We start from the raw sequence: 13,475 nt of genomic DNA, 5'->3' as shown, positions 1-13,475 counted from the left end.
GGCGCAAGGGCAAGACCCATCTGCTTGAAAAAATGCCATGGCACAAACCATGGCATTTTTTTCGTCTGTTTCAGGGTATATCCAGACCCGCAGGCGCCGCAAACTCCGCACAATAGCGCAGATACCAATCAAAGACGGTGCGGTCAAACCGCATCCGCAGGAGACTTGTGCATGACAGATCGCCCCTGGCTGGCGGCCTATCCGGCCGAAATGCCAAAGGACATTGACCGGGACCATGTCCCCACCCTGGTGCAATTGCTGAACCAGGCATTCATCCAATACGCAGACCGCACGGCACTGCATTTCATGGGGGCGACCTTCAGCTACCGCCAGCTCGACCAGTGCAGCACGGCACTGGCGGCCTATCTGCAGACGCTGTCGCTGACCAAGGGCGACCGGGTGGCGCTGATGATGCCCAATGTGCCGCAATATGCGGTGGCCGTGGCGGCGGTACTGCGCGCCGGGCTGGTGGTGGTCAACGTCAATCCACTCTATACCTCGTCCGAGCTAGACCACCAGCTCAAGGACAGCGGCGCCAAGCTGATGATCGTGCTGGAGAATTTTGGCGCCACGGTGCAGAATTGCCCGGCCCACCGCCAGCTCGACAAGGTCATTGTCTGCAGCATGGGCGATATGCTGGGTTTCCTCAAGGGCAATATCGTCAACTGGGTGGTGCGCCACAGCAAGAAGCTGGTACCACCGTTCCAGATCGATCGCAGCATTGCCTTCAATGATGCGCTGCGCGAAGGCGAACGCCACCAGTTCTCGCCCGTGGATGTGGGGGCGGACGACATCGCCGCGCTGCAGTACACCGGTGGTACCACCGGCGTGGCCAAAGGGGCCGTGCTGCTGCACCGCAACCTGGGCTCCAACGTCATGCAGGTGCAGGCCTGGTACGGGCCGGCGCTCAAGACCATTCCGGCAGGCGAGCAGCCGCTGTGCGTCTGCGCACTGCCGCTCTACCATATCTTCGCGTTCACGGTCTGTTTTCTGCTGTCGATGCGCCTGGGCCACCAGGTGCTGCTCATCCCCAACCCGCGCGACATGAAGGCGGTGCTGGGCGAGCTGGGCAAGTATGAATTTCACACCTTGCCCGCCGTCAACACCTTGTTCAACGGCCTGATGAACCACCCCGATTTCGACAAGGTGAACTGGAAGAACTTGCGCGTGGTGGTGGGTGGCGGCGCCGCCGTGCAGCATGCTGTGGCAGAGCGCTGGCTGCAGCGCACCGGCCAGCCGATTGTCGAGGGCTACGGCCTGTCGGAAACCAGCCCCGTGGCCAGCTGCAACATCGTTGGCACTGGCAAGGAATCATCGGGCTCCATCGGTTACCCGATGCCGGGCACCGATCTGGCGATTCTGGACGATCTGGGCCATCCGGTAGCCCAGGGCGAGCGAGGTGAAGTCTGCATTCGCGGCCCGCAGGTGATGGCCGGGTACTGGCAGCGCCCGGACGAGACGGCCAAGGCCATGACCGAGGACGGGTTCTTTCGCAGCGGTGATATCGGCATCATGGAGGCCGATGGCATGTTCCGCATCGTGGACCGCAAGAAGGACATGGTGCTGGTGAGCGGCTTCAACGTCTACCCGAACGAGGTGGAAGATGTGGCAGCTGCCTGCCCTGGCGTGGCTGAATGCGCGGTGGTAGGCGTGCCGGACGAAAAGACGGGCGAGGCCATCAAGCTGGTGGTGGTGCGCAAGTCGCCAGACCTGACCGAAGCGCAACTGCGCGCCTTCTGCGCCGAGCGTCTGACAGGCTACAAGCGGCCCAAGTACATCGATTTTCGGGATGCCCTGCCCAAGACCCCTGTGGGCAAGATACTGCGCCGCGAACTGCGCGATGAGACCCCCAAGGCGTGAGCGCGTGAAAACGTTCTAAAAGCCAAGGCGGTTGGCAAAGCGGAGATTGCGGCGACAATCTCCGCTTTGTTTTTGCGTACTTCAGACGTGACCATCGCCATTCTCAGCGCCCTGCCGCAGGAGCAAGCAGGCATTGCCAACCTGTTGACCGAGCTGTCCATCACCGACCATGCCAGCCGCCGCTACACGTGCGGCAAGCTGCATGGCCACGCCGTGGTGCTGGCGCTCTCGGGCATTGGCAAGGTGGCTGCTGCCAGCACCGCTGCCACCTTGATGGAGCGCTTTGGCGTGCGGGCCATCGTATTTACCGGCGTGGCCGGCGGTCTGGGCGAGGGCGTGCAGGTGGGCGACGTGGTCGTGGCCAGCAGCTATGCGCAGCATGACATGGACGCCTCGCCGATCTTCCCGCGCTACGAGGCTCCGGGTTATGGCAGAGCGCGTTTTGATTGCGATGCGGCATGGAGCGCACAACTGGCCCGTGCTGTGCAGCGCTGCGTGGAGGAAGAGGCCGCGGCGTGGACTGCCGAGCTGGGGCTGCCCGCCCCGCGCATGCACCAGGGCCTGATCGTCAGCGGCGACCGCTTTGTCAGCAGTGCTGCCGAAGTGCGTGTTCTGCAAAGCAGCTTGCACGCCGCAGGGCTGCACGCCATGGCGGTGGAGATGGAAGGCGCCGCAGTGGCCCAGGTCTGCGCCGATCATGCTGTGCCGTTTGCTGCCATGCGCAGCATCTCCGACCGCGCCGACGACAGTGCGCATATGGATTTTCCACGCTTCATCAGCACCGTATCGAGCCGCTACGCCCAGCACATCATCGGCAGTCTTCTGCAGGATCTGCCTGCAGCCTGAACGCATGCAGCCGGTAGCGAGGGTGACTGTGCACGGCGGCCATGCCCGGCAAAATAGCGGGCTGGTTTGATGCGCGCCTATGCCGACAATGTCCCTTTTTTCGCCCAATCCCGGTGCTGAGCGGCCGGTGCTGACCACCTGCAAGCTCGGCGTGGGGCAGATGCTGTCGTGGGGTTCAGCGTTCTACCTGCCGGCCATCCTGGCGGGCGCGATGGGCGGGAGTCTAGGCGTGCCGGCATCCCGTGTGTTTGCCGCGTTTTCGCTGGCGCTGCTGGTGATGGCCTTTACCGGCCCGGTAGCGGGTCGGCTCATCGACCGCTGGGGCGGGCGCCCGGTGCTGATGGCGACCAATCTGCTGTTCGCCTTGGGCCTGGTGCTGCTGTCCCGTGTGCAGACGGCGGGCCAGTTGTTTGCCGCCTGGCTGCTGCTGGGGCTGGCCATGGGTGCCGGCTTGTACGAGGCTGCGTTTGCCACTGCCGTGCGCCTCTACGGTAAGGAAGCGCGCGGTGTGATTGTGGGCATCACCTTGTTCGGCGGCTTTGCCAGCACCGTGAGCTGGCCCATCACTACCTGGCTGTTGCAGTCCGTAGGGTGGCGCGATGCCTGCCTGGTCTGGGCCTGCGTGCAGTTGCTGGTGCTGTTGCCGCTGCATGCCACGCTGCCGCGCGCCCAACCCCGGCAGGCGATAGAGCCCGCGCCTGCGTTGGATGACGCTACCAGGGCCTCCGGCCCGCCGCCAGTGGTGGCCCTGCGCGGCCAGTTGGGCACGCTCGCGCTGCTGGCGCTGACATTTGCCTCCGTGTGGTTCATCGGCACTTCCATGATGTCGCACCTGCCGCGCCTGCTGGCCGTGAGCGGCGCCACCGCCACGGCTGCCGTCGCGGCTGCGGCGCTGGTGGGGCCTGCGCAGGTGGCGGGCCGCATTGCCGACTATGCATTCCTGCGCCGCGCGCACCCGCTGTGGTCGGCGCGGATCGCGGTCATGGGCTACCCGCTGGCAGCCTTGGTGCTGGTGGGGTTTGGAGCTGCTGGCGGCTGGGGCTATGCCGTGGCCTTCGGTCTGGGCAACGGCATCATGACGGTGGTCATCGGCACCCTGCCGCTCGCCATGTTCGGCGCGCAGGGCTACGGGCAGCGACAAGGCCTGCTGATGGTGCCGGCACGCATGGCGCAAGCCAGCGCGCCTTTCCTCTTTGGCCTTGCGCTGGAGCGCTGGCACCTGGGCGCGCTGTGGGTGCTGGTGGCCGCTGCCAGCACCGCTGCCACGGCACTGTGGTGTCTTCGCCCCAAACAGGCCTGATGGGTGACCGGTGGCAGCGCGCCCCGGACATATCACCCTGATTCGATAGCGGATCGCGCATACGCAGTGCGGTCTGCGGGCTGATTTCTATCGCCATTACCGCATTCGACGAGGCCAGGCTCCGCGTCATTTTCCGCTCCATTGAGCCCATTTCCTAGGGTTTCCCCTCTGAATTACCCCCCTGGAGTGATCGCTACACTTGCGTTGTTTCAGGAATTAATCATTGTTTCTTAGGTGAAACGAATCATGAACCTCACACCCATGCCGCAAATTGGCCAGTTGCAAGGCCGTCGCATTCTGGTGACCGGTGCCGCGCGTGGCCTGGGCTTTGCTTTTGCACAGGCCTTGTGCGAGCACGGCGCCCATGTGGCGCTGGCCGATCTGCGTGCAGACCTGCTGCCGCAATCGGTGGCTGCGCTGCAGGGGCGTGGCTTTTCTGCCATTGGCATTCGCGTCGATGTCTCCGATCCAGCTTCGGTGCAGCAATGCGCGGAGCAGGCGGTGCGCGAACTGGGCGGGCTGGACGGCCTGGTCAACAACGCGGCAGTGACCGATTCCGGCGGCAAGGGCATGGACGACATTGAACTGGCCAAGTGGGACCAGGTAATGGATGTGAATGTGCGCGGCACCTGGCTGATGACCCGCGCCTGCCGCCCCGCGTTGCGTGAAAGCGGCCGTGGCGCTGTTGTGCATCTGGCCTCTGACACCGCGTTGTGGGGCGCGCCCAACCTGATGGCCTACGTGGCCAGCAAGGGCGCCGTGATTGCGATGACGCATGCCATGGCGCGCGAGATGGGCGCCGACGGCATCACCGTCAACGCCGTGGCGCCGGGCCTGGTGCTGGTGGAGGCCACGCAGTACGTGCCCGAGGCGCGCCACCGGCTCTACATCGACCAACGCGCACTGCAGCGTGAGCAGATGCCCGAGGACGTGGCGGGCGCTGTGGTCTACGCCATGTCGGACGGGGCGCGCTTCGTCACGGGCCAGGTTCTTGCCGTCAACGGCGGCTTTGTCATGAATTAACCGCAAGGAGCGAACCATGAGCGAACAGCAGAATATTCCCCCCACCTGGGATCGTCCCGCAGGCGCAAGCCTCAAGGACTGGATGGAGACGCGCATCGCGCGCTTCTCCACCCGCAAGTACGATTTCGACGCGCTGAAGTTCCAGGCCGACTTCGACCCCAAATACCGCCGTGGCCAGATGCGCTACATCGGCACTGGCGGCACCGGTGTTGCCTCCGACAGCAACACCATCCCCTCCGAGCACTTCACCTTCTCCACGATGGTGATCCCCGCTGGCAATGAAGGCCCGCCGCATATCCATGTGGATGTGGAAGAGGTGTTCTTCCTGATGCGCGGCAAGCTCAAGGTGGTGCTGACCACGCCCGAGGGCGAGCGCTTCGAGACCGTGATGACCGACCGCGACGTGATCTCGGTGCCCCCGGGTGTGTACCGCGAAGAGATCAACATTGGCGACGAAGACGCGCTGATGTGCGTGATGCTGGGCGCCAAGAAACCGATCACGCCGACCTACCCGGCCGACCATCCGCTCGCCAAGATCAAGCGCTGATCCAGCAAGGCCTGCACCATGACGACCGACACCGCCACCCTCTGGAGCGAAGCGCTCATGCGCAAGGCGCAACAGCTGGAATCGCAGTTCGCGCAGCGCTCGGTAGCGCTGCCCGATGGCGTGCAGCTGGCTGTGCGCGAGCGCCCGGCCGCCGGTGTTGCCGCGCAGACCGTAGTGCTGCTGCATGGCATCAGCTCGTCGGCGGCCTCGTGGCTGGATGTGGCATTGGCGCTACGCCCTGACTGGCGCGTGCTGGCCTGGGATGCGCCCGGCTATGGTGCGAGCACAGCCCTGCCGCAGACCCATCCGCACGATACCGACTATGCCGCACGTCTGGGCGCCTGGCTGGCCGCAGAGGTGCGGGGCCCAGTGGTGCTGGTGGGCCATTCGCTGGGGGCGTTGATGGCAGCGGCCTGCGCTGCGCAATACGCACCCCAGGCGCTGGCAGGCGTGCTATTGCTCAGCCCTGCTGGCGGCTATGGCTCGCACGATGTAGCTGCCCGCGAAAAGGTGCGCAGCGAGCGCAATGCCTCGCTCGACACGCTGGGCGTGGCGGGCCTTGCGCAACGCATCGACCAGCGACTGCTCAGTCCTGGCGCGGACGCACTGGCGCGCGAGTGGGTGCGCTGGAGCACATCGCGCATGCACGATGGCGGCTACCGCCAGGCCGTGAACATGCTGTGCGACAGCGACCTGGGCAGGCATGCGCCGCTGCCCGTGCCTGTGCACATTGCTTGTGGCGAGCACGATGTGGTCACCACCCCTGCAGCCTGCCGCCGCTGGGCCGGAGCCTGGCAGGTGCCTTTTTCCAGCATCGCTGATGCAGGCCATGCCAGTCCGGTTGAAAAACCCGGCGCGGTGGCCGAATGGATCGAAGATAGAGCCTTCTTACTTTGAACCAGGAATACAGCAATGACACAGACCAACCCTTCCGAAACCGGCTCTGAAAAGTACGTGGTGCCAGCGCTGGAGCGCGGATTGCGCCTGCTGCAGGAGTTTGGCCGCGACAGCCGCACCCTGGGCGCCCCGGAGCTGGCGCGCCGACTGGAGCTGCCCCGTGCCACGGTGTTCCGCATGCTCAACACGCTAGAAGGCATGGGCTTTCTGGAGCGCATCGACGGCGGCACCGAATACCGTCTCGGCATGGCCGTGCTGCGCCTGGGCTTCGAGTACCTGTCGTCCCTGGAGCTGACGGAGCTGGGCCAGCCTGTCATCGCCCGCTTGTGCGACGAAATCAGCTACCCCTGCAATATCGTGGTGCGAGACAACCGCTCGATTGTCTACGTCGCCAAGGTCACGCCGCCGCGGCCTCTGGCCAGCGCCGTGCACGTAGGCACCCGGCTGGCGGCGCACGGCACGGTTTTCGGCCGTGTGCTGCTCCTGGACTTTTCATTGGCGGAACTGCGCGCGCTCTACCCGGAAGAGCATCTGGAAGCGTTCTCGCCGAACACCCCCAGAACCGCGCTCGACCTGTTCAACCTGATCGAGGTCGACCGCGAGCGCGGCTACGTCTTCGGTGAGGGCTTTTACGAAACCTCGATCTCCACCGTCGCGGCGCCCGTGCGTGACCACAGCGGTCGCATCGTGGCTGCGCTGGGCTCCACGATTCCGTCACCGCATGCGGGTCAGGCCAAGGCAGCAGGCGTCGCCGAGCGTGTATGTGCAGCAGCCGATGAGCTCTCGGGCCTGCTGAACTACCGCCGTGAGGCACAAGCCGGTGCCCGGGTTCTGTCCATGCCGGGACATTGAAGGAATATTGCAAATGAGTGCTTTCCAGATCAAGGATGTGGTGGCGGTGGTCACTGGCGGATCGTCCGGTATTGGCCTGGCGACAGTGGAGCTGCTGCTGGAGCAGGGCGCTACCGTGGCCTTCTGCGGGCGCAACGAGGAGCGCCTGCGCACTGCCGAAGCTGCCCTGCGCGAGCGCCACCCCAAGGCCCGTCTGCTGGCTGCCGTCTGCGACGTGCTGAATGCAGAAGACGTGCAACGCTTCGCCACCCAGGCGCAGCAGGTGCTGGGCACAGCAAGCATTCTGATCAACAACGCAGGCCAGGGCCGTGTGTCGACCTTTGCCGATACCTCCGACGAAGCCTGGAGCCAGGAACTGCACCTGAAATTCTTCTCCGTCATCCATCCCACGCGGGCCTTTCTGCCCCAGTTGCAGCAATCCGCCCAAGGGCGCGATGCCGCCATCGTCTGCGTGAATTCGCTGCTGGCATCCCAACCCGAGCCGCACATGGTGGCCACCTCGGCTGCGCGCGCTGGTCTCAAGAACCTGGTGCGTTCCATGGCCACCGAATTTGCGCCGCAGGGCGTGCGCGTCAACGGCATCCTGGTGGGTCTGATCGAGTCGGGCCAATGGCGCCGCCGCTTCGAGGCGCGCGAAGACAAGTCGCAGGACTGGGCCGCCTGGACCGGTGCGCTCGCCACCAAGAAATCCATTCCGCTGGCACGCCTGGGCCTGCCCCGTGAGGCCGCGCAGGCCATCACCTTTCTTGCCAGCCCCCTGTCGTCGTACACGACGGGCAGCCATATCGATGTGTCCGGAGGTCTTTCCAGACATGTGTAACACCCCCTGTGCGGCTGACGCCGCTTCCCCCTCTCTCGCTTCGCGGGAGGGAGACGACGCCCTCGCTGCGGAGCGGCCCTTGCTTGGCGTCCCGCCGATGAACTGCGCCGGTGGCATGCGCAGCGCCTGCTATCACTAATACGGATCTGACAAGACCATGACATCTACCGCACCACAAATCACTGTCGGCGCCGCCGTTGCCGAATTTCTTGAGCACTGCGGCGTGAAGGCTGCCTTCGGGGTGATTTCCATCCACAACATGCCGATCCTTGACGCGATGTTCGCGCGCGGCAAGGTGCGATTTGTGATGGCGCGCGGCGAGGCGGGCGCTGGCAACATGGCGGACGCCTGTGCCCGCTCCACTTCCAGCCTGGGCGTATGCATCACCAGCACCGGCCCGGCAGCAGGCAACATCGCAGGCAGCCTGGTGGAGGCCTACACCGCAGGCACTCCGCTGCTGCATATCACCGGCCAGATCGAGACCCAGTACCTCGACCAGAAGCTGTCCTATATCCACGAGGCGCCCGACCAGCTCACCATGCTGGGCGCCGTCTCCAAAGCCGCATTTCGGGTGCGCAGCGCCGAAACCTGCCTGTCCACCTTGAAGGCCGCGGTACAGGCTGCGATGACCGCGCCCACGGGCCCGGTGAGCGTCGAAATACCCATCGACATCCAGCAAAGCGTGATCGACATGCCCTCCGACTGGTCGCCTTTGCCGGTGGCTGTTCTGGCACCCAACGAAGCGGCACTGGACGCGCTGGCAGACACGCTGGCCAAGGCCCGACGCCCGCTGCTGTGGCTGGGCGGCGGTGCGCGCCATGCCGGTGCTGCCGTGCGGCGCCTCAAAGCCCTGGGCTTTGGCATTGTCAGCACGGGCCAGGGCCGCGGCATTGTGCCTGAAGACGATCCGGCCTCGCTGGGCGCCTACAACATCCAAAAACCTGTCGAAGCCTTCTACCAACGCTGCGACGCCATGCTGGCCGTGGGTACGCGCCTGCGCAGCAACGAGACGCTGAAGTACGAGCTCCAGCTGCCGCGCCCGCTGCTGCGCATTGATGTGGACGCTGCCCAGCAAGGCCGCTGCTACATCGACGATGGCTTTGTCTGCGGCGACTCGGCCCTGGCGCTGAACGGTCTGGCTGATCGGCTGGAAGCGCGCGGCTACCGGGCCGATCCCGAGCTGCTGGCCGATCTGCGCCAAGTGCACGATGAAGTTGTGGCCACCATGCGCGATGGCCTGGGCCCCTACAGCACTTTGGTGCAACAGCTGCAGCAGGTGGTGGGTCGCAACTTCAACTGGGTGCGTGACGTGACTGTCTCCAACAGCACCTGGGGCAACCGCGAGCTGCGGTTTTTCGAGCCCAACGCTGGTGTGCACGCCACGGGCGGCGGCATTGGCATGGGTATGCCCATGGCCATTGGCGCGGCCATCGGCGCGGCGCAAAGCGGCTCGGGCCGCAAAACGCTGGGCCTGGCGGGCGATGGTGGTTTCATCCTGAACCTGGGTGAGCTTGCCACGCTGGTGCAGGAAGAGTGCGACACGCTGATCGTGCTGATGAACGACCAGCGCTACGGCGTGATCCAGAACATCCAGGATGCCTCCTATGGCGGCCGCCGCTGCTATGTGGAGCTGCACACGCCTGACTATGCGCAGCTGTGCGCTTCGATCCACCTGCCCCATGCCCGGGTGCAGAACTTCGATGAGCTGCCAGCTGTGCTGGAGTCTGCATGGAGCAAAAAAGGGCCTTTCCTGCTGGAGATCGACATGCGCTCCATTGGCAGTTTCAAGACCGCATTCTCCGGCCCTCCGGTGAACAAGCTGGACCAGATTCCGGCCACCAAGACCCAGTAAGACCTGACAAGACCGGATAAAACCTGGAAGGACCCACACCATGCAGATTGCTCTGATCGGTTGCGGCGCCATTGGCACCGCCTTGCTGGAACTGGTGAAGGACGATGTCGGCCTGCAGATCGCTGCGGTCGTGGTGCCAGCTGAAGGCGCCGAGGCCGCGCGTGCCGTGGCCCAGCGCCTGGCGCCGGGTGCGCAGGTTGTACAGGCCGTGCCGGCAGATGGCATTGATCTGGTGGTGGAAGCAGCAGGTCACGCTGCCATCGAACAGCATGTGCTGCCTGCACTGCGCCGAGGCGTGCCCTGCATCGTGGCATCGGTGGGCGCGCTGTCTGCAGCTGGCCTGCCTGAGCAACTGGAGGCTGCTGCCCGCGAAGGCCGCACGCAGGTGCAACTGATTGCTGGCGCCATTGGCGGCATTGATGCCTTGGCTGCAGCCCGCATCGGCGGCCTCTCCACCGTGCGCTACACCGGTCGCAAGCCGCCACATGCCTGGAAGGGCACACCGGCTGAGCAGGGGCGCGATCTGGATGCATTGGCGAACGAGACGGTGATTTTCGAAGGCACGGCCCGGGAGGCGGCCGCGCAGTTTCCGAAGAACGCCAATGTGGCCGCCACCGTGTCGCTGGCCGGCCTGGGCCTGGACCGTACCACCGTGCGCCTGATTGCCGACCCGGCGGTGCGCGAGAACCTGCACCAGGTTGAAGCCGCAGGCGCCTTTGGCAGCTTCGAGCTGACCATGCGCAACCAGCCGCTGGCAGCCAACCCCAAGACCTCGGCCCTGACCGTGTTCAGCGCGGTGCGCGCGTTGCGCGGCAAGGTGGCACCTCTGGTGATCTGACAACGAAAGAGTTTCATCATGTCGAATCTTGAACTGCTCCCCATCAACATCGGCGGCGAATGGCGCCTGGGCGGTGGCGACGAATCTGCCACGCTGTATCCGGCCACCGGTGAGGTGGTGGGCCGCCTGCGCGCGCCCAGTCTGCAGGATGTGGAAGAGGCCATCCAGAAGGCCGACCACGCATTCCGTACCAGTGGCTGGGCACAGAAGAAGCCGCACGAGCGCGCCGCTGTGCTGCATCGCGTGGCGCAGCTGATCCGCGAGCGCGCCGAGCCGTTGGCCCAGTTGCAGCGCCTCGACAACGGCAAGCCCATCAACGAAACGCGCGCCCTGGTGGCCAGCGCCGCCGGTACCTTCCAGTATTTCGCCGCTGCCTGCGAAACCATGGAAGAGGCGATCACGCCGCCCCGTGGCGATTTCATGACCATGAGCGTCTACGAGCCCATGGGCGTGGTCGCTGCCATCACCCCGTGGAATTCGCCTATTGCGAGCGAAGCGCAAAAGCTAGCCCCCGCGCTGGCGGCTGGTAACGCCGTGGTCGTCAAGCCCGCCGAAGCCACGCCACTGCTGGCGCTTGAGCTGGCCAAGATCTGTGAAGAAGCCGGTGTTCCGAAAGGTATCGTCAGCGTGCTGCCCGGCCGTGGCTCGGTGATTGGCGATGCCATCACCAAGCATCCACTGGTCAAGCGCGTGTCGTTCACTGGCGGCACCTCCACCGGCAAGCACATCGCCCGCATCGCGGCCGACAAGATGATGCCCGTCTCGCTGGAGCTGGGCGGAAAATCGGCCACCATGGTGCTGGAAGACGCCGACCTCGACCATGCCGTCAACGGTGTGCTCTACGGCATCTTCAGCTCGTCGGGCGAATCGTGCATAGCGGGCTCGCGCCTGTTCGTGGCACGCAAGCTCTATGGCAACTTCATGGAGCGCCTCACGGCCAAGGCCGCTCAGCTGCGTGTGGGTGACCCGGCCGATGAGCGCACCCAGATGGGCCCGCTGATCACCGCCAAGCACCGCGAATCCATCGAAAGCTATGTGCAGCTGGGCCTGTCCGAAGGCGGGCAGTTGCGCACTGGTGGTCATCGCCCCGAGGGCGCACTGTACGAGCGCGGCTACTACTACCGTCCCACCATCCTCGAAGGCGTGCAGAACGACTGGCAGATCTGCCAGCAGGAAATTTTCGGCCCCGTGCTCGTGGCCATGCCTTTTGACAACGAGGAATCGCTGCTGGAGCAGGCCAACGACAGCGTCTACGCGCTGGCCGCCGGTATCTGGACGCGCGACTACAAGGCCGCATGGCGCATCGGCCGCGCGGTGCAGGCCGGCACCGTGTGGATCAACACCTATAAGCAATTCTCCATCTCCACACCGTTTGGCGGCTGGCGCGACAGCGGCCTGGGCCGCGAGAAGGGCCGCATGGGCATCCAGCAGTACATGGAGCAAAAGAGCCTGTACTGGGGCCTGAACGAATCACCCCTGGCCTGGGCCAATTGAGATGCAACACCCCCTGAGTCGCTTCGCGCCTTTCCCTCTCTCGCTGCGCGGGAGGGGGACGACACCTTCGCTGCGGGGCGGCCCTTGCTTGGCGTCCGCCGATGGGCCGCGCCGGTTGCAGGCGATGTGGGCAGCGCGTGGCGCGTGATCGGGTGAAGAAAGGATTTTTTATGAGCGTACTGGGCATTGACGAAATCAGCTACGGCGCAGGCGATCTGGCGGCCTGCCGCCAGTTCTTCATCGACTGGGGGCTGAATCTGGTGACAGAGCAGGCCGATCGGCTGGTGTTCGAGACCCTGAATGGCTGCCGCGTCATCGTGGCCGCCACCGACCACCCTGATCTGCCACCGGCCATCGAAACAGGCCCCACGCTGCGCGAGGTGGTCTGGGGCGTGGAGAGTGCTGCCGATCTTGCGCTCTACGAAAGCCGTATCGCACAGCTGCCGGGCTTTGTGAAGCAGGGTGCGCGCATCGGCTGCACCGATCCCAATGGCCTGGCTGTGCGCCTGCAAGTGACGAAAAAGCGTGATGTGGAGGTGCAGAGCGCTGAGTACAACACCTGGAGCCGCAAAGGTCGCATTGACCAGGCGAGCCCGGCCTACGAGCGTGCCCAACCCATCGAGGTCGGCCATGTGGTGTTCTTCGTCAAGGACGTTCAGGCCTGCGAGCGCTTCTATGTGGACAATTTCGGCTTTGCGGCCTCGGACCGCTACCCCGAGCGCGGCGCCTTCCTGCGCACCGCACCCGACGGCGGTCACCACGACATTTTTCTGCTGCAGCGCCCCGATAAGCACGCTGGCCTGAACCATGTGGCCTTCACCGTACGCGACATCCACGAGGTCTTTGGCGGCGGCATGCACATCTCGCGCTGCGGTTGGGATACCCAGCTGGGCCCGGGGCGTCATCCGGTGTCGTCGGCCTATTTCTGGTACTTCAAGAACCCGGCTGGTGCGCTGGTGGAGTACTACGCTGATGAGGACCAGCTGACGGCCGACTGGCAGCCGCGCGAGTTTGAGCCAGGCCCTACGGTGTTTGCCGAATGGGCGATTGATGGCGGCCTTGACGGCAATACCCGGCGCCAAAAGGGCGTGGGCGGTGCCGACGGCAAGTTTCTGACCGACAAGCGCCACTGATCCCATCCGATAC

At 64.9% G+C, this 13,475-nt stretch carries 12 protein-coding genes; all 12 read left to right on the top strand.

Going from position 1 to position 13,475, the window contains the following annotated elements; all coding sequences use genetic code 11:
• The first annotated feature begins 171 nt into the window (after positions 1–171).
• The 12 genes from HNP33_RS00895 (at position 172) to HNP33_RS00840 (ending at position 13,462) form a co-directional block, all read left to right on the top strand.
• Positions 172–1,860 carry an AMP-binding protein gene (locus tag HNP33_RS00895; protein WP_184704297.1) on the top strand — a complete coding sequence of 563 codons (1,689 nt, stop codon included), beginning with the start codon at positions 172–174 and terminating at the stop codon, positions 1,858–1,860.
• A gap of 87 nt (positions 1,861–1,947) precedes the next feature.
• Entirely contained in the window at positions 1,948–2,706 is a 759-nt protein-coding gene (locus HNP33_RS00890; protein WP_184704295.1) for a 5'-methylthioadenosine/adenosylhomocysteine nucleosidase, read from the top strand.
• An 88-nt stretch (positions 2,707–2,794) separates the two neighbouring features.
• Positions 2,795–4,006: an MFS transporter gene (locus HNP33_RS00885; protein ID WP_184704294.1), complete on the top strand. Its 1,212-nt coding sequence runs from the start codon at positions 2,795–2,797 to the stop codon at positions 4,004–4,006.
• A 246-nt stretch (positions 4,007–4,252) separates the two neighbouring features.
• Positions 4,253–5,029 (top strand): SDR family oxidoreductase, encoded by a 777-nt coding sequence (locus tag HNP33_RS00880; RefSeq protein WP_184704292.1) that lies wholly within the window; start codon positions 4,253–4,255, stop codon positions 5,027–5,029.
• A 16-nt stretch (positions 5,030–5,045) separates the two neighbouring features.
• A complete protein-coding gene (locus tag HNP33_RS00875) occupies positions 5,046–5,576 on the top strand; it encodes a cupin domain-containing protein (RefSeq protein WP_184704290.1) in 531 nt (176 codons plus the stop codon).
• Positions 5,577–5,594: 18 nt separating this feature from the next.
• Positions 5,595–6,473 carry an alpha/beta fold hydrolase gene (locus tag HNP33_RS00870; RefSeq protein WP_184704288.1) on the top strand — a complete coding sequence of 293 codons (879 nt, stop codon included), beginning with the start codon at positions 5,595–5,597 and terminating at the stop codon, positions 6,471–6,473.
• Positions 6,474–6,488: 15 nt separating this feature from the next.
• Positions 6,489–7,325, top strand: coding sequence for an IclR family transcriptional regulator (locus HNP33_RS00865; protein WP_184704287.1), 837 nt, complete (start codon positions 6,489–6,491; stop codon positions 7,323–7,325).
• Between the two features lie 13 nt (positions 7,326–7,338).
• Positions 7,339–8,145: an SDR family oxidoreductase gene (locus HNP33_RS00860; RefSeq protein WP_184704285.1), complete on the top strand. Its 807-nt coding sequence runs from the start codon at positions 7,339–7,341 to the stop codon at positions 8,143–8,145.
• A 157-nt stretch (positions 8,146–8,302) separates the two neighbouring features.
• Positions 8,303–9,997 carry a thiamine pyrophosphate-binding protein gene (locus HNP33_RS00855; protein ID WP_184704284.1) on the top strand — a complete coding sequence of 565 codons (1,695 nt, stop codon included), beginning with the start codon at positions 8,303–8,305 and terminating at the stop codon, positions 9,995–9,997.
• Between the two features lie 40 nt (positions 9,998–10,037).
• Positions 10,038–10,835 carry an aspartate dehydrogenase gene (locus HNP33_RS00850; protein WP_184704282.1) on the top strand — a complete coding sequence of 266 codons (798 nt, stop codon included), beginning with the start codon at positions 10,038–10,040 and terminating at the stop codon, positions 10,833–10,835.
• 18 nt (positions 10,836–10,853) lie between these two features.
• Positions 10,854–12,329 carry an aldehyde dehydrogenase gene (locus HNP33_RS00845; RefSeq protein ID WP_184704279.1) on the top strand — a complete coding sequence of 492 codons (1,476 nt, stop codon included), beginning with the start codon at positions 10,854–10,856 and terminating at the stop codon, positions 12,327–12,329.
• Positions 12,330–12,499: 170 nt separating this feature from the next.
• Positions 12,500–13,462, top strand: coding sequence for a VOC family protein (locus tag HNP33_RS00840; RefSeq protein WP_184704277.1), 963 nt, complete (start codon positions 12,500–12,502; stop codon positions 13,460–13,462).
• Positions 13,463–13,475 lie beyond the last annotated feature (13 nt).

The organism is Comamonas odontotermitis (genome assembly GCF_014207855.1).
In the GTDB taxonomy this organism is placed as follows: Bacteria; Pseudomonadota; Gammaproteobacteria; order Burkholderiales; family Burkholderiaceae_C; genus Comamonas; species Comamonas odontotermitis_A.
The sequence above is the reverse complement of the archived record's forward strand: the minus strand, read 5'-3'. Positions and strand labels throughout refer to the sequence as shown.